Origin of the sequence: Pseudoalteromonas sp. SWYJZ19, from assembly GCF_015864375.1 — a bacterium.
Lineage (GTDB): Bacteria > Pseudomonadota > Gammaproteobacteria > Enterobacterales > Alteromonadaceae > Pseudoalteromonas > Pseudoalteromonas arctica.
The window spans coordinates 78,361-104,269 of sequence record NZ_JADYXI010000010.1; the positions used below are offsets into that span (position 1 = coordinate 78,361).

The following is a 25,909-nucleotide window of genomic DNA, read 5'->3' on the forward strand; positions in this document are numbered from 1 at the left end:
TCTCTCTATAATGATTAGTTGTTAGGCTGCTTGCGACAGGCCTGCAATAGTGTTTAAAAGGTCAATCATATTCATCTGCTTATCGAGCATCTTTTCGTAAACGGTTTCCTCTACGGTATTCTCGGCAGCGATATGAATAATCTCTGTTTTGCGCTGCTGGCCTGTTCTTACGATACGGTGGTTAAACTGCTCGTACAGGTCGGCGCGATAGGTTGGACTCGCCCAAATAACGCGGTTTGCTACCGTTAGAGTTAGGCCGTGTCCCGCTGACTGCGGGTGTGCGAATATCACTTGCAAGTTGCCTTGCTGAAATTGATAAACAATTCTGTTACGTTCAAGGAGCGGTGTACCCCCATCTATAACAGCGAACTTAAGCTTGCGCTTAGTCGCCTCTGCTACTAGGCCATCGCGTTGATGCGTCCAGTTGAATGCAACAAGCGCATGGTCTGTTTCTTCTACTAAGTCGAGTACCAGTTCGTAACGTTCTTTGTGTACGTTAACCACTGATCCATCTTCGTTGTAAACACCACCCGAAAGCGTCTGTAGCAATTTCTGCATTCTTGAGCCCGCGTGAACAGCGTTAAGCATCTGTCCTGTCTCCAAGGCCAGTACCGATTCGCGCTTAAGGAACTCATAGTCGCGGCGTAGTTTAGGGGGTAATTCAACGGGCACTTCGCGGTAGATTGTCTCTGGCAACTCTTGCACATCGTTCAATGCGACACGTGAGGTAATATCAGAAAGCATGAGGGTTACATGGTCGGCTGCACCGTCCTTGTCTTCCCATTTCATTGCCCCTGCTGGCGCACCAAGAATGGCTTTTGGATCACATACCTGTTGCCTAAATCCGAAGAAGTTCTTCCCGAGTCGTTCGCCACGGTCGATAAGAAAAGCTAAGTGCCACATATCCAGTATGGTGTTAGGGGAGGGTGTGCCTGTCATCAGCGCCATTTTGTCTATGTCAGCGGCTATGCGGTTTATAGCCTTAGAACGCATTGATGTTCGGTTACGAAACGCATCACCTTCGTCTACGATTAGTACGTCAAAGTTGCTCGCCAAATTTTCTTGGTCAATCATCTTAACGGTATCGTGATTAGTAACGACCCATTGCGCATCGCCTGTAATGGCTTTGCGCTTCTTGGCCGCTGCTCCTGCCGCAATTGCGTAGGTGGTTTCAGGCCAGCCGAAACGTAAGTCCTTGCCCCAAGCGGGTGTTAATATTGATAGGGGCGCTAACACAAGCACTCTAGCCTCAGGCCAGTATGTCTTAACTGCGTGGATGCAGGCGAGCGTTTTGCCCGTCCCGCAACCATCAAAGTTCAACACGCGTTCTTCACGCCCCCAAAGATTCGCGAACGTCTCTTGGTGGGCGAAGGGTTCAAACACCGGTTTAACTTTACTATGCAGCATTTAAACCTCGATAATGGTCAAAGCCACATGCGCCATTGCCGTATGCTTTACCCTCACGGTTAGTGTTAGTGCCGTACTCACAGAAACGACACGTGTGCGCGTTAGCTGATGGGATGAAATCTTTAGTCGTTGTAAGCTTCTTAGCACGGTTATGGTAGCGAAGGATTAGCATCTGTAGCTGGCGGCGGTTAAACGTTCGTATCATCTTCGAGCCGTCATCTATGTACCAAAACTCAACCATGAACGTGTCTAACTCTGGGAAACGATACATCGCATGTAGCGCGTAGCTTAGGCCTTGGTCAGCGTGTTTCATTTCGTTGCCGAACTTCTGGCCTGTCTTATAATCTATGATGCGACACGAATGTTCGTTCTCGGTAACAAAGGCATCAAGCTTGGCTCGACCCCATAATTCGTCGTCGTCCCATTCACAAGGCGACCAATCTTGGCGTATGCCCCAATTGTCTTCCATCGTTACTTTGCCAGCGCGGAAGTCTTCACGTAATGCTGTGAAGTCACTTGAGAATGCATCGAACTTCGTACGGCCATCGGCAGGGAGTTCAACTATCGTGCCCCGAACCCATTCTTCACAGCCATCATGAATAACCGACCCGCGTTTCGCACCTTCGCCTGACTCGGTACGTATCTTGTCAACTTTGCCTAGCTTTACAGCCCATTGGCAGTTTTCGAATTTCTTGAGCGTTGAGAATGACCATGCTCTGACTGCTGCGGTTGGGAAGTCTGTGACCATTGTTCCGCGTTCGTCTTCTCGGGTTTTCTTTGCTTGTTTAAGTGCATTCGATAAAGCATTTAAGTCTCCTGCTTTTTTGGCATTGCCCTTTGGTGCTGCGGCCACAATGCTTTTTTGTTTTGATTCTTTAGCACGTGCGCCCAGCACATCGGCTAGGCCTTTCTTGCTATCTGTTTTGACAGCTTCGGGCGGTTTCTCGCTCACGCCCTGAATCATTTTCTGGCCTGTTTCCGCCGCTTTGGCTTTTAACTTCGCTGAAAAGTCCATTATCTCTTGGCCTTAAACTCACGTCTGATGAATGCGGTGCAACTGTCTAGCCCAACATGCAATTCGTCTTTGTAGCTGACACAAGGCGTATGGGTTACGTTGTGTGGGTTCTCGTTATCAATGTCCTTGGTCGTTAATTTTACGCCAAGGACTTCTGCATATAATTTAAAATCGCTGCTGGTTGGACACGTTTTTGATGTGTATAGAATGGGGTTCATAGGTCGTAGCCTTTGTTTGTGTATATATCGGGTTCAGCTGAGGACTCAAGTTCGGCCTGTGCTTCGGCCATCGCTCTATCAAAGTCTTCACTGGTTCTTTTGTTGGGGTCAATTGACGCTACATTGCTCGGAACAACGCAGTTCGCTTCTCGTATGGCTTCCAGTATTTCTTTATCATCGTAAGCCCAACACACACCGATGCAGCGTGGTCTTGAGGGTAGCGACTTAGGCGAACCTACAGGCCTAGACTTGCGTTTCCTCTCGTTAACGTCATGTGTTGCTAACATTCGCGATAGGGCGTTTTCTGATATTTCTTTGCCCGCTAAGTAGCTGTAAAGCATCCGTAGGTCTTCGGGTAACAGGTAACAAGTTTTGCCCGTGTTTACATGTTCAAGGTTCGCGGTTAGGAACGTCTTAACGCGTGTTAGCTGGGCAAACTCCCTAGGTTCAAGGTTCGCGGCTGACTTATCTAAAATGCCGATGAATACACTGAAATCGCCGTCGCGTAGTGCTGCAAAGAAGCTGTCCGATGCACTCATGCCTGCTTTCTGTGTCTCAACACGTGCTTGGTTCATAATAATTGAACCCGATTGGTGTGTGTCTACAGTGAATGAACGTAGGTAGGTGGCAAACTTGGCAAGCTCACCCTGAATTAATGTATCTGTACTCTCGCGGTGGCTCTTAACGTAGCCGAGTCTTGCTTCGAGTTCGCGCATCTGTCTTGGCGCAATGTTGTAACGACGTTTGTCCGTTACGGGCATAGCATCAAGGTCGTTCGTTGCGAATATAAAGTTAAGTCGTTGCACAACTTCGCGCTGTTGTTGCTGCATCTTACGAATCATCATTGTGGGTTCGGTGATACGCGTTTTCAGCAAAGAGGCCGCTTTAGTAAGGCTTGAGGTGCCCCGCATATTGAACTCGTCGACCATCAACAACATTACGTCTTCCATCCAACCGTTAAATTGGTCGTCTGCAATACCTTGTAACGTATTCTGCGCTACATATTGTTGGCCTATTAGTGGGCGTAAAACCGCCTTGAATAACAGGCCTTTACCCGTACCCTCTGTCCCGTGAACAAGCCATGCGGTCTGTGTTTTGTCACGCTTTTGCATGATGAACGCCAGCCAGTTAATGAAATGCTCGAAACAATCCATATCATCGCCCAACATATTTAATATGATTTCGCTGATGACAGGGCATTCAAGTGAAAGCATCCACGCATTGCCATACGTTAGTGTTTCAGGGTAAACATGCTCGCTTGTATCCCTCATGTAAATTGAAGGCTTAAATCGGTTTATGTAGTCCTTATCCCCAATGGCGAACTTGGTTTCCATTCGGTTAGGGTCGAGTATGATGTGCGCCGCTGGTACAGGGTCAGGGACTAACTGGCCGTAATGCTTTAGCCATTCTTCCGCTACCTGTGAGTTGCGTCGCTCGTTAACTTCCACGATTTCATCATGATCGCGGTCGTATTCCATCGTTACGTAAGCATCCGTTGTCTGGTCAATGAACATGCTGCGCTGCACTTTACGTACAATGCCGTCCTCGTCTTTGACTTCTTCGTAAGCTTCGCCGTACTTTTCTAAATGCTTTGCATAGGCCTCAGGGTCAGCACTCTTGAATAAGAATGTTGGCTCGTCTGGTACGAAACATCGCACTACCTCTGGGTTCGACCTCGCTATCCAATACGCGTTGTTCTTACTTCCACCCACGTTGTAACGTACAAACTCGTCATCTTCGTACGCAAATTCCATGCGAACGCTAGGCGGGTTAGACATTACATTAACGGGGTGGCCGTCAACGTTGATCCGCGTAAACTTAGGCTTGTGTCGGACAATGCCAGCTTCCTGCTGTAGTTCCTTAATCTTAGCGTCACGTATACTAATGATTGCGTCCATACGGTCATGAATACTCTCCAATAGTGGGTCTAGATTAAGTAACTTTCTGTCCTTCTCAACTATCACGAATCGCTCGTCATCATTGGCGAAAGGGTTCTGACGCTTGGGTCCAAAACTCGGCGGCGCAATGTAAATTAAACGGGCTGGTTCTGCTAGGCAGGGGTCAATGACACTCTTTAAACGTGTCTTGGTTTTCGTCAGCTTTAGTCGGCTATGTATCTCGATTTGTGAATAGTTAAGTGAGGTCAACCATTCCTTCAATGCGCGGTGTGATACAGGGTTTTCAAGTAAGAAGTGAATGTGAACCGATACTTCATCTTGGTTTAACCCAAACGAGCTTGAGGCCATTGCCATGTACGAAACGTCATGTAATGCGTCAGGTAACATTTCAATCACGGACTCGGCTACGTTTCTAACGTCTGCTGGTCGGTAGTGCTTTTTAAGTTCACCCTCAATTCGTAACCCGTCAACGTCTAGCACCAGGAACTCGGTGCGTGCGTCAGGGTCAGTCATATTTCGTCGCGACTCATGCGCTAGGGGGCGAACAAATAGGCCTTTGTAAAGCGCTCGACCGTACTTGGCATTCTCAACTAATAACGCGCGGTATCCTTCAAGGCCTACTTCGGTTACGTCAATCTCTGCTTCATACGAGGTCAGTTTTGCAGCAAGCGGGTATGAGCGTGAGCTGCCATCTGCTAGACCAATGGTTTTACGCATCGGTCCTATTTTGCTGTGCGCTGAAACAAAGTTTAACTTCATGGTCTTTATGCCTCCCTTGGGTATTTTGCGTAATCGTCTGCGCAGTCCTTGTCACAGAACAAACGATGCGGTTCGTGCACCAAAGGTTCGTCACAGTTATGGCAGGCTTCTTTAGGTGTTAGACGCGGGGCTTTCGCCTTTGCGTTGGCTAGTTGAGCCTCAAGCACGAGCGCTTGCTGCTCAACCGATCTGTCTATGAAATCGGGCATATTATTTTTGTTTTAGTAGTGACTGAGTCGCGCAGCTTAACAGTAACACTGTTAAAGTTCATCCCCTTTAGGCAGCAAGTTCTAATGTAGGTGTGCTTAGGAATCTTGAAACACGTGACTCGCGCTCAAGTATTATGGCTGCTGCGTTTGGTGCGCTTGCGGCTTTAATCTCAGCGTGTGTAGACCAGTAGGTTAGCGCATTAAAGAACGCCCACATGGTCTTGCCAAGGTTCTTGCTTTCCTCTAACCAAATATCGAAAAGCTTTGTTCTCATTGCTGCTGAACCACGTGCAAATTCGGATACTAATGCAACTGCTTTTTCGTCCGTACAAGGCTCTTTAGACCACATGCGCCATTTATCGCCCATTCGTACGAAGTTCTCAACAGACGCGGCGACACGTGCTTTCACTTCGTCTACGTTGAATCCTGATGTGTGACGCGCGACATAGTTTGATACGTCTGTGCCCACGACCATTCCGTTAGCACACACAATGCGATAACCGCCCATATTGATGCGTAGGTTCGTTGACCCGTCGTAGCTATTAATCACGTTGAGGCGCAGGTTCGTTACGTCGCGGCGACCACGGCCTATACTTATTTTGTGTTCTGGGAATATGTACGAACGTATTGCTCGGCCACCCTCATAGGCGATTGAATCAACAATTCGCATACCGTTGGTGTCCAGTGCATCTGATTCGCGAATGGCCGCATCTACTCGGTCGTAAACATCCTCGTTCTTAATCAGTGTGTAGCGTTGACCATGTACGGCCAGCACGGTGTTCGTGTCCTTGCGAACCACTGCTTGCAGCTTACGGTCGGGCATACTCGTTAAATCTGATAGCGGGCGGCATTCAACAGGGAAGAACAGGCCAGCATCGGCGTGTGTTCCAGCGGCCGCGAAACGGGCTGCGTTTAAGTTCAATACGGCGGGTTTTGTTGGGAACTTCAATACTGCGCTCATCTTAAATCCTTGTGTACTTGTGTTCTTTAATGAAAAAGGACGCTAATGCGTCCTTCAGGTTATTCGTTGGTTAATCTAGTTTGGTTGTTATCCAGCTCCCGCCATCGGTTACGGCAACGAGTCCATGGGAGTAAATTAACCCTTGCTCTCCCGTTTGAAGATTCTCAATGAGCATCAAAGGGGGCAGTGGTTCGTCTTCGGGGTACTGGTACATCAAGTCACCATTAATGATGGCGGTCGTGCCCCACTCATGCCCAAATTTGTAGTTCATGTCGATGTTCTGGCGGAACGTGTTAGCCCCATCTCCGTCGATCATTAACGTCGGTATTAGCCCACATGCTTCGATTAAAGAGCCCTCGGTCACATCGTCTTTGAAACCGTCATATCCAGTCGGGTCGGGTTGTGCTTGGAATGCCATACCATTAGGGGTTGTGGCTGAAAAATATAAACCTGTGTGTGTGTCGCCCATGGTTATTCCCCTAAGTCACATTTCGGACAATCCAGTTCAGTAACGGCCATTTCTGAGCCATCTGGCATAACAGACTTAGTTTGTCGGTAGCTGGGGCGTAGGAACCCATTGCATCGTAGACAGCGGCGGTTATTCGTTTCTTGGCGGTCGCCTGCGCCTTGCACCGGTTCATCATTTGCGTATTCAATAAAAGGGTAAAACTCACCTTCGATATTGTTCGCTACGTGCTTCTGTGCTTTCTTTAAATTACCAAAGACCATAACGTTGTCGTCATCGTCTTTAAGTACCTTAGGTTCAGTGTCAGGTAGCACAAGTAGCACTACCGTTTGTTTTGCTGATGCGAAGTTGTTTGCCTTAGCCATTTTATGCTGCCTTTTTGATTTCTTTGATGAATTTAGTCGCCACCTTGTTACGCTGGCAATATTCGATAATGTGGTCTTTCGCTATTTGTGAATCGAGTTCAGTCGGTGATGAGTTCTGAGCCATTGCCCAGTTAATATCGCCCGTTGACGTTAGGATGCCTTGGCGTGTGATGCCACGTTCTCGGTGATGGAACTCAAGAACAGGGGTGTGAGCTACGCCGCCAAAACCGTTGTCCTTGTTAACGAACATATTAGGTATTACACGAATGCTGTTGCCCGTTTTAGGGTCTTGGTAGAATGGTGCGAAACCTTCGGCTTTCATTCTACGGCCTAGGTCAGAGGCGTTCTTCATGGCCTCAACCTTTAACTTACGCGCGGCTTCAATGTCAGTTTTAAGCTCTGTAATCTTGGCCTTTTGAGTCTTATTAACCTTCTCAAGACGCTTAGGGTCTAACTGCTGGAGCAACTTAAGCTCAGCGCGTACTTTCTTAATTTCTCCACTATCAATCGACTTATGCTCAATGGCCTTGTCGATAACCGTACTTTGCTTGTTCAGCGTTACGTTCTTGGCGTTAATGACAGCCTGCATATCTGCGACTTGGGCGTGAAGTTCTTCAATCTGGTCGATGGCTTCGTTGAGTTGATCCACTGTCTCGTTGTTCTCGTTAGCGACCGCTACGATGTTCTCAAGGATTGCTGTTGCGCTGTCTGCTATTGCTTGTACTGTCATTGTCATATCTCTTTAATGGTTGGAAAAAGGGCAGAGCTTGGTGGCCGCTACCCTTGGTCATGCATGAGTTGTTACTTAGAATATTCTCTGGCGAAACCACCTTCGTTCGCGAGTGGCAGGCCAGTTGCCCACGCTGGCGCAATAGCCATGTGGTCGGCCATAATCTTGAACCCTTCATCTGCTTCACTGTCACGTAATGCAGCCAATATTTCATCGTGTACGCTGCCCATTACCCAGCCTAATTGCTTAACCTCAAGCTCTGCGTCAACGTTCACTATCTGCTCGGCAAGAATGTCACGCGCTGTTGCTTGCGCTATGTTCTCGATAAGCAGGCCATGCCATAGATATTTAAGGACAGGGTTGCCCCAGCGGTCGTACTTGTCCGAATCGAATACAACTTTAATCGACACACCGCCGCGAGTTTCCTCACCTTTGTAGCGCGCGTTGCTGTATTGCAATACTCGGCCAGAGGGCAGAACAATCTTGTCTTTGTGCGCCACGTATGACTCGTTAGGACCAAACCGAAGCTCGCCACCGTTAACGATTACAGGCATTACCGTATTCGCTATGAAGTGCCACATCGCCTTAACTGCGTAGTGCTTCGTGTCGTACGAGTTCTTAACCCCACGGCAGAATGCATCGTCTTTGAACATAGGTTCCATGCCCATCGGGCCACTCGCAAGGTACTGCTGGAAACCGAACCAACCCATTGCGAAGCCTAGGCCTAAGCCCGCAGCCTTACCCATCTGACGCTCGTTCTTATCTTCTGCTTTCGTTATCTTGCGACCGAATATGCCGCCCGCAAGGTCACAGTAGTAGTCGTATTTTTCAGGGTCTTTTTCGCTTAGTTGGTCAGTAGATGACATCTTTTCTAAAACGTCAGTCTGACCGCAGAACCACATGTTCACTCGTAGCTCAATGTTCGATAAATCGCATACGCCAATGTAGTGACCATCAGGTGCAAGCATTGACAGGCGATGCTTACCGCCACGCGTGTTGTTCTGCTGGTTCAACTTCTGTCCACCCGACCAACGGCCTGTTTGCCCCGCGCCATAGTAGTTCAGGAAGAACGGCATACATGCGTCACCAAATCCACGTAAACGGAAGGTTGAAGACACCCCAATCATGCGGACTGCGCGCGTCTTGCCGATAGTAGACTTCAAGCGCGCACGGGCTTTGTATAGCACCGCGTACTCAGGGTTATCTATCTGCAAACGAATGTACTCAGGGTCGCCTTTGCCAAGGGCAGGGGATAACTCGCCCGTAGTCTTCGATATTTTCTTAGGGACACGTAATTTAAACTGTCTTAACAACGCCTCGTACTGGGGGTTAGAGCTAAACGTTTTCGGCGATATGCCCTCAACATCGTTGTCTATGCAAAACTGTATGGCGGCAACCGCTGCTATCCCATCAAGCTCGTCTTCTTCAACGATTACTTCCTCAAGTAAGTCGTGTCGAATGTCGAACTGTGGCTCAATAGCGGCGCGTAATGTTATGTGCATGGCACGTAGCTCAGTGCTTTCGCCTAAACCAATGCGGGGTATGTAAGCCAAGAATAAACGGCGCATAAGGTTAACGTCTTGACGACAATACTTCGCCAATGACACGTGTTCCGACGTGCTAATGTAGTCGTATTTGATCCCATCAACTTGTGCTAAATCGCTGCCTTTACGTAGCGCAGGGTCATCAGGCCATTCGTCTTTAGCACACGCGCCTAATGATGCAGGCTTATGTGCCGCTAAATATTTACGCATTAGCATAGTATCGAAATAGAAGTCGAACTTAAGGCCATGCACCCAATTACAGATAGCGCCATCGAATACGGTGTTATGTGCGACTAGGCCAACGCGTAAACCCCCAGCACGTGCCTTTTTAATCTTTGCCATTTGTTGTTGGTAGAAGTATTGTCCGTGCCCGTAAACAATTTCATCATTTAGGTCAATCGTTACGCCTAGGCCTGTTTCTTCAAATCGGTCGCCCAGTATGTAATCAGGGTAGGTTAGTGATTTAAGGCTGTATGACTTAGAGCCATTGTTCGCTTTAGACTTGTAGAATGTCTCCCAATCTAGGAAGACAATAATATCTAGGTCGAATGCGCGCTTGATAACTGTAATTGCTAAGTTGTCTTTTGAGTCAAAGAGGCTACTCAACCTCTGTGTCCTCGTCTTGTTCTTCAAGTGCTTCTTCTAATGAAGGTGACTCGTCCTGTTCTTCGGTCTCAGCTTCTGGTTCTGGTTCGCCCATTAGAATGCTGTCGAGTGACTTACCTTCTTTCTGTTCTTCGCAATACTCGTCAGGAATAATGTCAGCCATGCCCGGCGTTTCTTCTATCACAGTGCGAAGCGTCTTATGACCTTCAAGATAGACAGTGATTTTGTGTTCAATGTCATCGGCCTGTTTCTTAACAAGCGCGCACTTGGGGAATAATCCCATTATGCGTTCTTCCATCATCGGTAAGTCTGCGAACAATGTGTCGTTAACATTGCCAATCTGGTAGGCATAGGGGATAGGGCGCTCTGCACCAAATTCAAGGTTCATTATGTCGGCACGGTCAGGACTCGTCACAGTGATGTGCGGTGCTACTGGCAGTGTTCCTTCCATAATGGTCGTTACGTCTTCACCATCAGCACATAAATTGCCTAGGCCATACATATCGAATAGTGATGTATAAACTTCTTTGCCAAGGTCTGACAGTTCACGGTTTAGCTGTTCAATGCGTCCACCAATCTGCGCGCTAACAACGGCAACCGCTATCTTGCGACGGTTGTAAGAGTTTAGGCGTAGACCTAGCTTTAATTTTTTCATGTTAGTTACCTGTGTTGTTGCAAAGAGGGTAGGAATGCTACTAGTGCATTCCGTTGGTTATGCTGCTTGTGCTACGCGGCTCTTGTTCACAAAAAGTGATTGAGGGCGCTTGCTGTTCGCTATATCTCGGTGCATCTGCATGTAGTTCCACATGCGTCCGCCATTCTCAAAGCTGTGTGAGCGCATACCGGTATAATGCTCAATGTTGGCGGTTCTAAGGTTCGCCTGGTCTATCCGATCGTGTGCTTTGATTGAGTCGCGAGTGGCAGCGCGTAACATGGTTTCAAGGTTAATTACTTTCGAGCTAAGTTGTTCAATTTGGGTTTGTTGTTCTTTGTTACCGAACATGGTTGGGTACTCCGTTATCCGTTTGGTGGCGGGACACCCCACTTGGAGTACCCGCATAATTCGTTTAAGCAAGTTCGCGCAGGCGTTCCGCTTCGTTAGTCACTGTTAATGCGAAGTCTGGGTTCAACATTAGCTGTTCTTTGACACTGGTAAGTGCCTCTTCCACAAGGCCATTCACTTCAAGCACAATGTAGTGTGGTTCGCGCTTATCAATGTCATCGTGTGCAACGCTGAGCATGTGAACCAATGTAAGGTAATGCGTTGCAAGGTCACTAAGTGCATCAGCTGGAGTCGGTGCTGCGTTGATGATGATAGGTGTAAGATGGTCGGCTAAGCGCTCTGTACTAGGTATCTGGGCGCTTAAGTTGGCTACTTCGTTTGTTATCTCAAGGTTCTGGTCAGCGTAAGGCATTATGCAGCTCCTTTTTCTTGCTCTTCTTTCAGTGCTGCGCGGCGTTTACAGCCTTCACATTCGCCACAACCATCGGCACTTAGGGCACTGAGTAGCTGGTCTAGGATGCTTGTTCCATTGCTTTTGTCGTTGTCTTCGGTCTCGGCCTGTTCGCCGTTGTCGCTAACGTAGTTAGTTTGGCGGTTACTCTTAATAAGGTCGTGCATATCTTTTGAGCCGGTAACCTTTGCGCGTACTTGGTCAAGGATACTTTGCATCTCAACAAAGATTTGCTCCATGTGCACATCAACTGTTTCAGGGTTAAAGCTCTTAAGTGCGGGTGTTGACTCAGATAGGAACGCTGTTGCGGCTGCCCCGAACATCTGCGCTCGGTCAGTTTGTGAAGGAGCTGTGTCCATTAAACCTGTGATGACAGGCACGTAAAGCGGCAAGCCTATTGCGTACTGTGGTTCAGTCATGTGCGTTTCAATTACTTTTTTGAGTACGGCTGCGTATGCTACATTTGCTGTTAAGTTTTTCATGGATGCTCTCATTTATAATGATAATTAGTGATTTGTAGCGAATGCTACTGCGGTGCTTAGTAGGGTTACTACTACTGCGATGCAAAGGAAAAGGACACGCGTTAGTCTTTGCTCGGCGCGTCTTCGGTAAGAATGTGTGCGTCTTCTAGGTGGTGACATTGGTTTGCTCCCCTGAAAGTTGCGGCATAGTATAAGCGCTACTAACCTATGTCAACAGTGTTACTGTTAAAGTTGAATTGAGTTAAGCTGCTAACAGCTCAGCTTTATACAGCGGGATTGCTTTATCAGGTGCTAAAAAGTTAGGTAACGGTTCAAGCCCCGACTTGGTGAACTCAACAACAACAGTGCGTCCGACTAGTTCTTTAAGGTCGTGCATCTCTTTAATGCCTAGCGCCCCAAGTAACATATCCAGTTTGCGTTCCCACAAAGCTTTTGATTTCGGCGTAGTGGCTGCAGTCAGGTGGAAGTTGCGGAAGTAGTACACGCCAACTCGTCTGCCATCAAATGATTCTGTCACCTGCATGTTAATCGCTGGGTCGCCCGCGCCATTCAGTGTTGCGTCGTGTATGTGGAATTTGTACTGACCCACATCAAAGTACGGTTGTTGATAGCCACGTTGTCGGTGGAATGGGGCAGCTCTCATGCGGCCACCTCAAGGTCTACGCTACGTGGCGCGCGTTCTTTGGCGCGTAATGCGTGGCACATGACTAACAGTGAGCGTACTCGGTTGCGATAGTCTGCGTTAGGATGCTCATCAATCATTGCGTCCCACACATTTAAGTCAGCGGTTTCGTTGTTGATTTGCAGCGTATTGGCCGATAATAGGGCGGTGAGTGGTTCAGCGCGTGACAGGGTGAAGTCCGCTACGATGATGCCCTCTGGTAGTGTTGCGCCTCGCAGGTCAGCCCCTTTAATGTTGGCGGGTGTGAATTTCGTGCGCTCTAGTGAGGCCGCGCATAGTATGGCTTGCGATAGGTCGGCTCCCTCTAGGTCTGTGTCGCGGAACGTGGTGTTCGAGGCATTCACTAGCGTTAGGTCAGTGTCGCGCATGTTACAGTTTATGAACGTTGAGTCCCGCAGATTGGCGCAGACTAATCGCATACCCTCGAAGTTACAGTCTATGAAGACCGCACTTGCGTAGTCGTCGCTCTGTGCTTTGTTCGTCGTAACGTCCGTGAAATCTGTGCCATGCTCAACTCGTCGCATAGTGTCAGATGTTGATTTGATTTGTTGTGTTTGTTGTTCCATAATAATCTCCGAAAGTTATGGTTTTATACTGGTTGCTCGTCAATGAGCGGTTAAAGCGTCTTTTCGTGGAATGTTGATCAAATAGTAAGCCACTAAAATAAATAGCCTATTATTTGTACAATGTGTCCACCTTTATTTTAGACTGTCCACCTAGCGAAAAATATGTGGACACTTTTTTTGTGCTTGTAAGTAAGTGCTTACTAACCCCCCAGACCCCCATATTACAGATGATGAATAATTACAGAGTTTACTTATTAACCGTCTGTCCACCTTGTCCATGTTGTCCACCTTTTTGATACCTAGGACTGAGAGAAAAAGTTTTATATTCTGTGTTGTAGTAACACACTATATATAATGTCTATACTCTGTAGGTGGGTGAAAAACATGGACAACATGGACAGATGGGTCTAGACCATATGTGTCATAGGCTGTAGCTGTCCACCCCCCTTGGTCACCCAATTTGAAAAGGTGGACAGGGTTGAAAAAAGGTGGACACTTTTGGTGTTTACATGCCCTCTACTTCTGACTCACATCCACCGCCAAAAGTCCCGAATTATTTGTCCATCCAATCTGCGTCAAGCGTCCATAAGTACAACTTACTCCCTGTAAGCCATTGTTTTTCATCTTTTATTACTCTGCCGATTATCATTTAGCGTTTAATGAGTGCTGTCGGGGGGTGATGAGTATTAATTGTTACCAGTAAAGGGCATTGCTGCGGGATAGGAGTCGTTTGGCTTCCCCTGCTAGTTGTTTGGCTTGTTCGGCGTGATGTTGGGCGCGCGCAGGGAGTCCTTTGGCGAGTGCATCTTTGGCGGCATCGGCCTGTTGGTATGCGGCGGTCTTTGCGCTGCGGGCGCGGGAAATCATATCTGTTTGGCGTTGGCTCATGGTTAATTGTCCTAGGCTGCTAGTTGCATTTGCTGCGTGTTAGTTGTTGTAAAGTAGCTGTCGAGTTGGCGTTGTTGTGCCATTAGGTTGAATGCACTCTGGAAGTGGGCGGCAGCCTTACATCGGTCGCCGCGCAGTGTGTAATCTTGGCATTGCTCTACGTGCGTTGCGATGGTTGCGAGGGTACTGGTTCGGTGTTGGAGTTCGGTGCCGGTTGCCCAAGGGTAGTTGATAAGTACTCGGCGGTGAAGGGCGTTGATAGGTGTCATAGTGTTGCTCCGATTTGTATTGAATGCCCGTGTTGCGGGGCGATTGATGCCGTTGCTGGCTAGTTTGTGTTGCGAGTTGCTGGGTAGTTGGCGCGCGATGGTCGGCGATGCTGGTTGCTGGTTGTTGCTCGGCTTGTGCTGCGTGGATGGTGGTTCGTGTTAGTCAGTCTAGGGCGCGTGGCTTGTGTTGTGTGGATGGTGGCGCATGGTGTTGGCCGCGTGACCTCTGACGTTCGGAATAACTCTTAAATTCTGTCGTCAAATTCCCCCGTAAGAACAAATTCAACATCGTCCACGCCTAAGGCTTCTGTGCAATGTTTTGGGTGATTGCTTGGACTTTCGTGTCAGTCGTGGAGTCTACCTTGACGCAGGACGCAGGACATGCGGAGAGAGGAACGAACGGAGAAGCGTAGCGAGCTGTACTGAGCGTACTAAGCGTTGAGGTTAAGCGGAATGCCTGTAAACTAAATCTAAGCTCCCGAAATATAATCATAACGCCCATTTTCCAAACAGAACGAACCTCATTCTGTCCACGTTGCTCTACCCGAACTACCCAAACCGTCTTATCCGTAGAATCCACAAGACAAACGACACTTGTTACATGCCATACTGACAACTGCTAAATGACATACGTTACATAACACACACCTCATAACATTTAACCTTTAACAATCCTCGCTTCTCGCCTCGCATCCTCGCTTCTCGACGCATATCTTATTCTCTTTCTTCGCAGGCTAGGGGCTAGTTCGTGACCATAGTTGTGCGCCATTGGGCGGTTGGATGGGAGTTAGAAAGTTGATTTGATCACCGGTATCTACTTGCTTGTTGGTGTTTGGTTGTCAGTCTGTTTGTGTTGCCTGACTGTTGGCCTACGTACTAGTGAACATAATCTGTGTAATGTTTGCTCATGGCTTGCCCACTGTTTTTACGTGCCCAATATTTAGCGGTGCGCGCTTCGTCAATGGCGGTGATAGTGCCACTGCCTGCACATTTGTAGCATGTGGTAGCAGTCCCGTTATTTAGGGCGAATATGCCTGTTGCTTTGCACCGTTTACATGCTGTGCCCTTTGCTGATGCGACTATTTGATCCACAGCGTTGATCTTAGGGCTTTTAGCATGTGTAGGCATGCACTGGCCTATCCACGTGTAGTATTCGCTGCTGTAGGCACGTATGCGAACCTTCTCTGCTGTTGGTGTTTCTATGGCATCTAGTGTTGCCTCGTATGCTGCGGCACTTCCGAATAGGTCGTCCATATCGAATAATGAATCAATTGATAACGTGTTGTTTGACATTAGTATTCCTCTCTCTTATATTGGTGCGAGGGCAGGGTGTTTGTGCACCTTGCCCTCAGTTCTTATCTAAGTTTTCTTAGAAAAGGAATTGATTTGTGATGTCCTCTAGCTCTAACGGGCTAGTTGGCTTTTTATTACGCATTGCTGAACCTTTCTGAACTCTAGCTAACTTGTGGGCACGTGCCTCAAGCTCGGCTTGTCTGTACTGAATTGTTCGTATCTTGCTAACGTCTTTGGCCTTGTCTCTTAGCTCGTCAAACGTACCCTCTGTGAAGTGAATACCCCATAATCTCAGGTTGCCAGCGTCTTCTAACTCAAACGATTCGATAGTCGTTGGGTTGCCAAGCATTGTGAGTGCATCTGCTTCAAGCCTTGCGTTGTCGCGAGCTGTTAGCCTACGTCCTTCAAAGCCTGCTTTCTTCACCATCTGGTTCATGATCATCTCAACTGGATCAAATGCGACGTATGTTGAGTATCGACGTATTGGTGTGTCTAGTTTGACTAGCTCAAGCCAATTGTTGAACTGTGATGTGTACTCGTCCAAGAAGTTAAGCACCTTGACTGCATCACGTATCGAGGTGTCTATCTCGTCCACCTCATCATCGCGTACTGCGTTGGATACTGCTGCTATTGGGGCTTCATCCGCCGTGTTGTCCATCTTGTATATGCGGTCAAGCACATACTGTTTCTGACTCTCAAGGCGTTCGACTCTGTTGGTCATATCCACCTGTTTGCGCATACACTTAGTAGCGAATGCCAGTGGCTTTTCAGGCATACCACCGACTGTTTCAAGTACGAGTGGATAATGCACATGTTGTGTTGCTTTGCTTACTAAGGCCTTGATGCCACCCCATGCGCCATACTGAGCGTTCTCTACCCATTCAGCGGGTGAGCGGTGAACTCTGTCCTCTACCCATTCAGTGCGTGATACGTCCTCAAATACTGCTTTTGGCTCTGAATCCATCGCTTGCGCCACATTGACCTTTGGGGTGCGTAGCTCGCTCTGTTTCATCTGTGTTGCAAGCCCGTGTTCCTCAATCCATGCGGCTGCTTCATCGTCTTCATCATCATCTGCGTAATCGTACTCGAACTGGTCAAACTCTGCGCCATCGTCTATCTCATTGTTGAGCTGGAATGTTGCTTCAATGCGTCGTTGGAATGGGTGGAACTCGACTGCATAGTCACCAAGAGTCGATAAGTCTTGAGCATGTGCTTCATACTGTATGAACATGGCCTCTATCCACAACGACACCTTCTCAACCACATCTGATAGCTTGCTAAGCTTCTCTGCGTCCTTGGTAGTGATGGCGTATGCAACACTGGCTGTCACTGCATTGTCTGCTTGACGACCGCGCTTGTTGAGTTCGCCCTTCATTGCCCATGCAACACCACGTACTATGTAGTTCGTTCGGTGTCCATATACTGTTGATAGCTCGTCAATCGTTTGAACAACGGCTTTAGTGAAGTCTGCTGATGATAAGCGTAATGCTGCTTCGCCATTGATTTTAAAGTCTTTGCTGTCTGCGCTAAGTATTAAGTTCTGTTTCATGATATGTACCTTATGTATTGATTGATTAGGGACTCCTAAGTAGGTTCATTGCCCCGATTGCTGATTGACTCGAACCAAACCCGATCCGAACCGACCGCGCCTCCTATGCAGAGACACATACAATGCATCAACCAACCAATGTTGTGAGAAATGCGGAAAAAGTCGCTTTTCAATTAACCCCCGCACCCCGTCTGTATACCGCTAATTCCCTATATTTTTTTATATTTTTTCGCGAGAAGGTTTAACAGTGTTACTATTGAACCAACATAACAGTGAGGCTAATAAAAATGATAAAAAACGCCCTTGTTGAGTCGCTACGTAATACCGCCAAAGAAACATTGAACATGGCTCGAAGCATCGAATCTGAGGCTACTGTTACCCTGCGAAGCAACCCAAAAGAATACAAACTCATCATTCCTCTCGGCATGTTTGCGGGCATAGCAATTGATGCATTAGGGCTAACCAAAGCCCCCAATGTTGTGTATGTCGGTGAGTGCCGCATGGGTGGGGTGGACTACAACACTGTGCGTATCCATGTTCGCGAACCGTTCATAGTTGACCCGACCCAATGGACTGCTGTTGGTGAGACTACGCTTGTTTGGAGTGAATAAATGATTGCTGATTTGTCACTACAAACACTGAGCGGGAGTTATGCCTCATTGGGCATTGGCCGCTTAACAGCACAAGAAGAAACCTATGTTCAAAGACGCACGCAGGGGATTAATCCCTCTGCGGCAGCGCGGGCGGCTGGCTTTCGATACCCCGCTAGAGCAGTGGCAGAAATGGCACAGCGCGAAGACATTACATTAGCTATTTCATACATGCGGGAAATGCAGCGCCAAGTGGCTGTACAGGCTGGTGCGCTTGAGTTCACTCGGGATGATGCAACGGCACTCTACCTTGAGGCACACGCTAAGTCGGCAACGGCTATGGAAGAAATACGCGCAGTCGATTCGCTTGTGAAACTGCATGGCCTAGCCACACCTGACCGTGTTGAAATCAATGTCACGAACCGTGGGCAAATGGAAAACATGGATGACGAACAGCTACTCAAACTTGCAGGGCAGGACATACAGCTAAGCCCTGACGAATATGTGGAGGTTGGCGATGCAGAATAAGCATTGCCATGAGTGTTTGCGTACCGTTGCTCACTTTGAAATGTATGACGACAAACACTGCTTACCATGCGCTAAGCACCTAGGAACGTTCGTAAGGCCATCTAACAAAGAATCAGTGCAACGTATCGAACATGAGTTCCAACGTGTCAATGAGGAAGAAGTAGAGGCCTTTAACGCAGAACTGGAAGCCAAGAAAGAGCTTGCAGAACGTGAGCTTGTTCGCCGCCGCCTTTTACCCTTTATCAAGCGTCACAATGATACATATGTTCCGGGGTGGGTACATGCCGATATATGTGTTCGCCTTGAAAAGTTTGCTAAAGATATTGAAAACGGGTTGTCGCCACGTTTGATGATTACCATGCCACCACGACACGGTAAAAGTGAGATTGGCTCAAAGACTTTCCCCAGTTGGTACTTAGGCCGTAACCCAACACATGAGGTAATCATCTGTTCGTATGCGGGTGACTTAGCCGAAGATTTCAGTCGTAAGTGTCGTGACTTATTAGACAGTGATAAGTTCAAAGCGGCATTTAAAACGCGGCTATCTGCTGATTCCAAGAGCGTTAAAAAGTGGGCGACAACTGATGGCGGTAGTTTTACTGCGGCGGGTGTTGGTGGCCCTATTACGGGTCGTGGGGCTCACTTGGGCATTATTGATGATCCCGTTAAAAACCGTGAAGAAGCCGAATCGGATAAGACACGCCAGAACGTGAAAGATTGGTACTCGTCTGCATTCTACACGCGTCTTGCACCAGGAGGGGGTGTTCTTATCATCCAGACTCGCTGGCACGATGATGATTTAGCAGGCTGGTTACTCAACATATTTGATGAAGCTAAACAGGAGGCTGCGGAAAAAGGCGAAGCTGTACCTGACGATGTGGACAAGTGGGACTTGGTGGAATACCCAGCCATTGCAACGCAGGACGAGAAGTACCGCAAAAAGGGTGAAGCACTGCATGAGGCGCGTTATCCGTTACCCTCTCTTCGTCGTATCAAACGTGCCATGATCCCCCGAGATTGGGAAGCGCTGTACCAACAGAAACCCGTATCAGACGATGGTGATTTCTTCACGCGAGATATGTTCAGATATTATAAGCCGGGAGAAATGCCACCGCTTAATGAGATGCGGCTTTATGCTGCGGCTGATTTGGCAATATCTACTAAGCAGACCGCCGATTACAGTGTGTTCTCAGTCGTTGGCATCGACAGAAAGCAAAACATTTGGCTTGTAGACCTCGTACGTGGCCGATGGAACTCGTTGGGTATCATTGACCGAATGTTCGAGATTCAGACGAAATATAACCCTGAATTGTTTGGCATTGAAACGGGGCAGATTGAGCTAACGCTTGAACCGTTCATACAAAAAGCCGAGCAGGAGCGGGGCATAAGCTTACGTTACGAGAAGCTTAGAACACGCGGCGCAGATAAGGGCACACGTGCTAGGCCGTTGCAGGGTCGTATGGAGCAGGGAAAATTTTACTTTCCTACCGTTGACTCGACACCTTGGATGTCTTCACTGCAAAACGAAATGCTTAAGTTCCCACTTGGGGCTAACGATGACCAAGTGGATGCGCTGGCATGGATTGGTCAGATGATCATGTTATTTGGTATCCGTAACGAGAAGAAAGTTAAGTCTAAGGAGTCGTTTAAAGACAAGCTTAGGAAGTACGGTGGGGGCACTAAATCCAAAAGTAAAAGCGGTATGGCGGCTTAGTGGTTTGTTGTTAAATAGTAGTGCTACTGTTATTATTAGTAAACAGTAAATAATAATAACAGGTCGCAACTTGGACGCTGAAAACATAAAGATGTTTATTGCACTAGGTGCTGTATTCGCTGCCATCGTGGGACTGTGGCACACCGTCGTAGTCGTCCCTATCAAAGAGCAGCTACGAAATAATAACACTAGCATTCGCACACTTGAGATAGATAGTGCGAAGCTAGACACCACGCTTAACGCGCTTACTTACGCTATAGAGCGTCTCACCGATAGATTGGATCGCTAATGAGCAAGAAGAAGAAAGTAGATTCCCGTACGGTCGCTCGTGATAATCAAACTCGATTTGAGGAGGCGAACAATACTAAGCACAAAGAGTTCATTGCCCGTGCAGTCCGTAATAACCAGTTCTATGCTGGTGAACAGTGGGACAAGGAAGACAAAGCGCGTTTAGATGCGGAAGGTCGTCCAGCGCTCACACTGAATATGATCCTATCTACGGTCAACGCTATTATTGGTGAACAACTCGAACGTAAATTGGAAGTCGTTTACCGACCTAATGACTACGGTGATGAAGACACTGCGTTTGCGTTGAATGCTATTACCCGCAATATTCTCGCCACAAACAACTTTGATGACAGTGAAGAAGATGTGTTTGCCGATGGCCTAATCTCTGGTCGTGGCTATTACGATGTACGCATGAACTTCGAGAAGAACTTGCAGGGTGAGGTACAGATTACTTCGGAAGACCCGATTGATATTATTCCTGATGGTGAAGCCAAGAACGCTGACCCTTCAACGTGGAACGAATGCTTTATATCACGTTGGCTTACGCTTGATGAAATCGGTGCTGAGTATGGCTGGGAAAAGGTAGAAGGCCTAGAACGCTTGGTCGATACCAACAGCTTTAACACGGACGATAATTTCGAATATTTTGAGCATACATTCGGTGGCGCTGACCGTACATCAACTCTTGATGAAAGTGATAGCCGAGAACTGCGCCGTGTCCGTGTAGTTGAGCGCCAGCACTATCGCGTGTCAGAACAGTTCCACTTTGTTGATATGGTAACGGGTAACATGCGTCCTGTTCCTTATGGCACGAGTAAAGAAGAACGCGAAACTTTTGCTGAGCATTATGGCCTAGACCTAGTTAAGCGCAAAGGCCGACGCGTTCGTATGACCACAACGGCTGATGACATTGTGCTGCATGATGATTGGTCTATCTACCGCTCGTTCACAATCGTACCGTTCTTCGCGTACTTTAGACGAGGCCACCCATTCGGTCCTGTTGATAACCTAATCGACCCACAGAACTTGTTGAACAAGACAAGCTCGCAGGAATTGCACATCGTTAACACGACAGCAAATAGTGGTTGGGTTATCCAAGAAGACTCGCTTGTGGATATGGAGGCCGAAGACCTTGAGGAACGCGGTGCTGAGACAGGCCTAGTGCTACAGTACAAACGTGGCTACGAAAAACCAGACAAGATTCAGCCTAACCAAATCCCTACAGGTATTGACCGTATTTCGCAAAAAGCGGCAGCTACTATCCGTGAAATATCGGCAGTGAATGCGTCAATGTTGGGTACGGCTCGCGCTGACCAATCAGGCCGTGCGCAAGAGGCCGCTGTGGGTCGTGGTCAAGTTCAAGTATCTGTTATCGTAAGTAACTTGAAACGTGCCCGCCGCAGAGTGGGTAAGAAAGTGCTTGAGTTGGTACAGGACTTCTATAGCGAGACTCGTTACTTTAAGGTGACGGGTAACAGCATAATGGCTGGTGAAGAACGTACGGACGACGTGGGTATCAATGTTCCTGAGGAAGATGGCAATATTCTCAACGATGTTACCGTTGGCGATTACGAGGTTGATATTAGCTTTAGACCTTCTGGCGGCACAATGGCTGACCAAGAGTTTGAAGAAGCTCTGCGCTTACGTGAAATGGGTGTCGCTATTCCTGACCATGTTATCGTTCAGCACTCTAACCTTACTAAACGCGGCGAACTTGCTGAGTTCCTTAAGCAGAGTCAAGGCTTTGGCGAACCTACCGAAGAACAAGCAGCACTCGAAGAAATGCAAGTCGAACACCAAATCAACATGCTTCGTAAAGAACTTGAGAAGACGGATGCTGACATTGAAGTGGCATTGGCTACAGCTAAAGAGAAGATGGCTAAAGCTGACTCTCTGATGGGCTTTAATCAAGCGCAGATGGAACTTAAACGCTTAGAACAAGAACGTGCAACGAAAGAGCAAGAGCTTTCTCTACGCATCGCACTGGCCGCTAGAGGACACCAGAATCAGAACGCTATGAATGACAAACGTATTTCTAGCCAAATCGCTATGAAATCTATGGATATGGCGTATACTGCCTCGGATAAAGATAGCAGTAACACTACTAAAAGCAATAAGAAGGGTAACTAATAAATGGCTGCAAACCATAACGGCTTAGACGCAACATCTGTAATCGTTGATGATTACATTCCACCAACTCCTGCTGAGCGCGGCGACTTCGTAGATGAAGATGACGCGCCTGCTGATGAACCCGAAGAAGAACTGGACGAGCTAGAAGAAGACGAGCCAGAAGAAGATGCGGCAGAAGAAGACGAGCCAGAAGAAGACGAGCCAGAAGAAGACGCGCCAGAAGAAGACGCGCCAGAAGAAGACGCGCCAGAAGAAGATGCGCCAGAAGAAAAGCCAGCGAAGGGCAAGAACAAGCGCCAAGTGCCACTCGACCGTTTGAACAAAGAAATCTCAAAGCGTCGTGCGTTAGAGACCCAACTGGCCGAACTTCGCAAAGCGCCAGAGGTTGCACCGCCAGAGACTAAAGTGCCTGAACCTGAGGCTACAGGTATTTCGCGTGAAGAATTTGAAGGTATGCAGGAAGCAATGCTTGATGGCGAGACAGACAAGGCATTCGAGATATTTGGCAAGATGATGAGCAGCCAGAACCAAGCGGCTCAAAGCCTTACTGAAAAAGACGTTGCAGACCGTGTTCGCAGTGAGATTAACCAAGACCGTGCGACTGCTGAACTGGTTAAAACGGCTACTGATTTATCGGTTCAATATCCTGAATTAGATAGTGCGGGCGATGATTCGGACGATGGCTTGATTGAAGAAGTTGTTGAAATGCGCGACCTGTACGTTGAACGTGGCTTATCACCATCTGACGCGCTTAAGAAGTCAGTACGTCTAGTTGCGTTAGAGAACGGCTTAAAAGACCGTACAGCTAAGCCTAAGGCCGATATGGCTAAGCCTGCTAAGCGATTAAACAGCAAAGCTAAACTAGATGCTGCTAAAAAAGAACGTGGCAAGTTAGGGGGGTCAGGTGGAAGTAGCCGCCCTAAGGTGGATATTTCGCGATTAGGGGATGAAGAGTTCGGGAAACTGAGCAAAGAAGCGTTAGCCACCGCACGTGGCGACTACATCGCTTAACCTCTGCTAGAGCCAACCTTAAGGTTGGCTTTTCTTTGGTGGTAAGTTTGTCCATTCGGGAACCTGCCCACGCTCTGAAACCCCCATCATTGCTAGGTTTCCACTGTCGTTCAGGAATACGCGCACTGATGTACCATTTGAAAAGTTTACGGCGTAAGGTTTAAAACTCTCGGCGGGGTAGCCCATCCTACCGTTCAGCTCAACTAGGCTGCATGTCGCAGCACGAATAGCCTTGGCTCGCTTGCTCGCTGTGTACCGTATCGTAAGGCGGGCAGCCTCTTCGCACACGGCAGCTTCATCCCATTTTGGCGTTATGTAAACACCGTCTGGTATTGGCAGATTGCGTGCCACATAGTTTATGTAAGTCCTCCATGAAACGAACGCGACTGACAGACTTACGCAGACTAGCATTGTTATTTTTGATGTTTTGTCCATTGTGTATATCCCTAAATTTTCGAACGGCCAGTATATAGAGGCATTTACGCATGTCCACTCTATCCGAAAATAAACCCTTGATTAGTAGTGATACTGTTTACATATCTCAGTAGTGTTGCTACTATTGAAGCGTATTCAAGGTGATACCTTGTAAATCAATCCTGCCCCACAGCTCAGTCATGCCGTGCATACATTTCGATAGACCCACGTTACGGGACGACTCAAAACACTTGGATTTATTAAGTCCTCTGTTTGTCGTTTCGCAACAAGCCAACGGCTCAGGGACTAACGAAGGATATGCACTGTAATGGCAAAAACTAATTTCTCAGCGTTAGATGATGACGCTAAAAAAGTATGGTCACGTGATACGTGGCATCAAGCACGCGACAAGATGTTCGTGTCTAAGTTCATGGGTTCGGGTCAAAACGCAATGATCCAACGTATTACGGAGCTGACTAAATCAGAACGTGGTACAGAAGCAGTTGTAACCCTTGTTCCAGATATGCACGGCGACGGTATTGTTGGTGACAACGAGCTGACCGGTAACGAATCAACATTAACTGCGCATCAAGACAAAGTTGAAGTTGACCAATTACGTAACGCAGTGAAGAACACGGGTAAAATGAACGACCAGAAAACGGTTGTTAACTTCCGTGAACAAGCGCGTGACCAGCTATCTTACTGGTTATCAGACCGTTTAGATCAGATGACATTCCTACAACTAGCTGGCCTAGATTTCGCGCAAACGAATGATGGTCGAGTACGTCCTGGTCAGGGCTCTAATGATGACAACTTGTCTGACTTAGCGTTCAACACTGATGGCGGCCTTGCCTCAACGTCTGAGCGTCACCTTATGTGTATTAAAGGCGGCCAAGTTACTGAAAGTGACACGACTGCTATTACTGCCCAAGACAAACTAGGCTACGACCACATTGTACGTTTACAAGCGATTGCTAAGACTCGTTACATTCGTGGTATTCGTGGCACTGGCGGTTCAGAAGTTTACCACTTGTTCCTACACCCAATGGCACTTGCTGCACTGAAATTAGACCCTGATTTCAAAGAGAATGCGCGTCATGCGGGCGTTCGTGGCGACAGTAACACATTGTTTGCTGGCGGCGAGTCTTACATTGTTGATGGCCTACACATCCATGAGTTCCGTCATGTACCAACTACGCTTGGTGTTGCTTCGGGTTCTAAATGGGGTGCGGCTGGCACTGTTGAGGGTTGCATGGGCTTACTATGTGGCGCTCAAGCACTCGGCTTTATTGACCTTGATAGCCCTTCATGGGATGAACGAGACCATTTCGATTACGGTAACAACTTCGGTATCGCGTACGGCAAAATCTTCGGTATGAAGAAAATGCAGTTCAAAGATGCTAAGAAGACTGCTGACCGTGCTGTTAAACAAGATTACGGCGTTCTACGTATCGACTTCGCGATCTAATTTGCAGGGGGTGGTGACGATTACCCCCGACCTCTAAAGAGACAAAAACATGAAATTGAAAAACTTTACTCGCGACACTATCCGTGTAACTGCCCGCATTGGCGGCCATGTTATCCGTTTTAAATCTGGCGAAGAACGCAGCGTTCCACAACACCTTGAAGAAGATGCAATTCGCGCAGGCCTAGTGCCACTTGATGACATTATAGATATTGCGGAGCGTGAAGCCGAGCTTGCATCTGTGATTCAGTCTCATAAAGACGCTGAGGCTAAAGCAGAAGTGGAAGCCGCAACGGAACAGACGAAAGCGTTAGAAGAAGCCGCAAAAAAAGCTAAAGCAAGTGAAGCAGCTAAGAAATCCGCAGCAACACGTGCCGCGAACGCAGCTACTAAAGCATCTGAGTAATA

Annotated in this window: 25 protein-coding genes; 7 read left to right on the forward strand and 18 right to left on the reverse strand. The window is 47.9% G+C overall.

The window, feature by feature from the left end:
* Positions 1-21: 21 nt before the first annotated feature.
* From I6F45_RS11580 to I6F45_RS11665, 18 genes are all read right to left on the reverse strand, one after another.
* Positions 22-1,407, reverse strand: a complete 1,386-nt coding sequence (locus I6F45_RS11580) for an SNF2-related protein (RefSeq protein WP_197160557.1) — start codon at positions 1,405-1,407, stop codon at positions 22-24.
* Positions 1,397-2,359: a PD-(D/E)XK nuclease family protein gene (locus I6F45_RS11585; protein ID WP_197160558.1), complete on the reverse strand. Its 963-nt coding sequence runs from the start codon at positions 2,357-2,359 to the stop codon at positions 1,397-1,399. The genes I6F45_RS11580 and I6F45_RS11585 overlap by 11 nt, the downstream gene beginning before the upstream one ends.
* A 277-nt stretch (positions 2,360-2,636) precedes the next feature.
* Positions 2,637-3,911 carry a primase-helicase family protein gene (locus tag I6F45_RS11590; protein WP_197160559.1) on the reverse strand — a complete coding sequence of 425 codons (1,275 nt, stop codon included), beginning with the start codon at positions 3,909-3,911 and terminating at the stop codon, positions 2,637-2,639.
* Positions 3,912-5,573: 1,662 nt separating this feature from the next.
* A complete protein-coding gene (locus tag I6F45_RS11595; protein ID WP_197160561.1) occupies positions 5,574-6,467 on the reverse strand; it encodes a DUF932 domain-containing protein in 894 nt (297 codons plus the stop codon).
* A 70-nt stretch (positions 6,468-6,537) separates the two neighbouring features.
* Positions 6,538-6,936 (reverse strand): hypothetical protein, encoded by a 399-nt coding sequence (locus I6F45_RS11600; RefSeq protein ID WP_197160563.1) that lies wholly within the window; start codon positions 6,934-6,936, stop codon positions 6,538-6,540.
* 2 nt (positions 6,937-6,938) lie between these two features.
* Positions 6,939-7,298 carry a hypothetical protein gene (locus I6F45_RS11605; RefSeq protein WP_165735051.1) on the reverse strand — a complete coding sequence of 120 codons (360 nt, stop codon included), beginning with the start codon at positions 7,296-7,298 and terminating at the stop codon, positions 6,939-6,941.
* A 1-nt stretch (position 7,299) separates the two neighbouring features.
* Positions 7,300-8,028 carry a hypothetical protein gene (locus tag I6F45_RS11610; RefSeq protein WP_197160564.1) on the reverse strand — a complete coding sequence of 243 codons (729 nt, stop codon included), beginning with the start codon at positions 8,026-8,028 and terminating at the stop codon, positions 7,300-7,302.
* A gap of 71 nt (positions 8,029-8,099) precedes the next feature.
* Complete coding sequence (locus I6F45_RS11615; protein WP_197160565.1) at positions 8,100-10,178, reverse strand: hypothetical protein; 2,079 nt, start codon at positions 10,176-10,178, stop codon at positions 8,100-8,102.
* A complete protein-coding gene (locus tag I6F45_RS11620; protein ID WP_197160566.1) occupies positions 10,171-10,680 on the reverse strand; it encodes a hypothetical protein in 510 nt (169 codons plus the stop codon). Before I6F45_RS11620 ends, I6F45_RS11615 begins: the two co-directional genes overlap by 8 nt.
* A gap of 210 nt (positions 10,681-10,890) precedes the next feature.
* On the reverse strand, positions 10,891-11,181 hold the full coding sequence (locus tag I6F45_RS11625) for a hypothetical protein (RefSeq protein WP_197160567.1): 291 nt from the start codon (positions 11,179-11,181) through the stop codon (positions 10,891-10,893).
* A 64-nt stretch (positions 11,182-11,245) separates the two neighbouring features.
* Positions 11,246-11,593, reverse strand: a complete 348-nt coding sequence (locus I6F45_RS11630; RefSeq protein WP_197160568.1) for a hypothetical protein — start codon at positions 11,591-11,593, stop codon at positions 11,246-11,248.
* Positions 11,593-12,114 carry a hypothetical protein gene (locus I6F45_RS11635; RefSeq protein ID WP_197160569.1) on the reverse strand — a complete coding sequence of 174 codons (522 nt, stop codon included), beginning with the start codon at positions 12,112-12,114 and terminating at the stop codon, positions 11,593-11,595. Before I6F45_RS11635 ends, I6F45_RS11630 begins: the two co-directional genes overlap by 1 nt.
* A gap of 241 nt (positions 12,115-12,355) precedes the next feature.
* Positions 12,356-12,757, reverse strand: coding sequence for a hypothetical protein (locus I6F45_RS11640; RefSeq protein ID WP_165735044.1), 402 nt, complete (start codon positions 12,755-12,757; stop codon positions 12,356-12,358).
* Positions 12,754-13,362 carry a pentapeptide repeat-containing protein gene (locus tag I6F45_RS11645; RefSeq protein WP_197160570.1) on the reverse strand — a complete coding sequence of 203 codons (609 nt, stop codon included), beginning with the start codon at positions 13,360-13,362 and terminating at the stop codon, positions 12,754-12,756. The genes I6F45_RS11640 and I6F45_RS11645 overlap by 4 nt, the downstream gene beginning before the upstream one ends.
* 693 nt (positions 13,363-14,055) lie before the next feature.
* On the reverse strand, positions 14,056-14,250 hold the full coding sequence (locus I6F45_RS11650) for a hypothetical protein (RefSeq protein ID WP_197160572.1): 195 nt from the start codon (positions 14,248-14,250) through the stop codon (positions 14,056-14,058).
* Positions 14,251-14,261: 11 nt separating this feature from the next.
* Positions 14,262-14,519, reverse strand: coding sequence for a hypothetical protein (locus I6F45_RS11655; protein ID WP_197160574.1), 258 nt, complete (start codon positions 14,517-14,519; stop codon positions 14,262-14,264).
* 876 nt (positions 14,520-15,395) lie between these two features.
* Positions 15,396-15,812 carry a hypothetical protein gene (locus I6F45_RS11660; protein WP_197160576.1) on the reverse strand — a complete coding sequence of 139 codons (417 nt, stop codon included), beginning with the start codon at positions 15,810-15,812 and terminating at the stop codon, positions 15,396-15,398.
* 76 nt (positions 15,813-15,888) lie between these two features.
* Positions 15,889-17,361: a hypothetical protein gene (locus tag I6F45_RS11665; protein ID WP_197160578.1), complete on the reverse strand. Its 1,473-nt coding sequence runs from the start codon at positions 17,359-17,361 to the stop codon at positions 15,889-15,891.
* 287 nt (positions 17,362-17,648) lie between these two features.
* Here I6F45_RS11665 and I6F45_RS11670 point away from each other — a divergent pair, with 287 nt between their 5' ends.
* The 7 genes from I6F45_RS11670 (at position 17,649) to I6F45_RS11700 (ending at position 25,907) form a co-directional block, all read left to right on the forward strand.
* Positions 17,649-17,972, forward strand: coding sequence for a hypothetical protein (locus I6F45_RS11670; protein ID WP_165735038.1), 324 nt, complete (start codon positions 17,649-17,651; stop codon positions 17,970-17,972).
* Positions 17,973-18,479, forward strand: coding sequence for a hypothetical protein (locus tag I6F45_RS11675; RefSeq protein ID WP_165735037.1), 507 nt, complete (start codon positions 17,973-17,975; stop codon positions 18,477-18,479). It begins immediately after the preceding gene.
* 115 nt (positions 18,480-18,594) lie between these two features.
* Positions 18,595-20,193, forward strand: a complete 1,599-nt coding sequence (gene terL / locus I6F45_RS11680) for a phage terminase large subunit (RefSeq protein ID WP_197160585.1) — start codon at positions 18,595-18,597, stop codon at positions 20,191-20,193.
* A gap of 288 nt (positions 20,194-20,481) precedes the next feature.
* Positions 20,482-22,611, forward strand: a complete 2,130-nt coding sequence (locus I6F45_RS11685) for a portal protein (protein ID WP_197160586.1) — start codon at positions 20,482-20,484, stop codon at positions 22,609-22,611.
* Between the two features lie 3 nt (positions 22,612-22,614).
* On the forward strand, positions 22,615-23,622 hold the full coding sequence (locus I6F45_RS11690) for a hypothetical protein (protein ID WP_197160587.1): 1,008 nt from the start codon (positions 22,615-22,617) through the stop codon (positions 23,620-23,622).
* Positions 23,623-24,364: 742 nt separating this feature from the next.
* Entirely contained in the window at positions 24,365-25,504 is a 1,140-nt protein-coding gene (locus I6F45_RS11695; protein ID WP_165735033.1) for a N4-gp56 family major capsid protein, read from the forward strand.
* A 49-nt stretch (positions 25,505-25,553) separates the two neighbouring features.
* Positions 25,554-25,907 carry a hypothetical protein gene (locus tag I6F45_RS11700; RefSeq protein WP_197160588.1) on the forward strand — a complete coding sequence of 118 codons (354 nt, stop codon included), beginning with the start codon at positions 25,554-25,556 and terminating at the stop codon, positions 25,905-25,907.
* Positions 25,908-25,909: the final 2 nt, after the last annotated feature.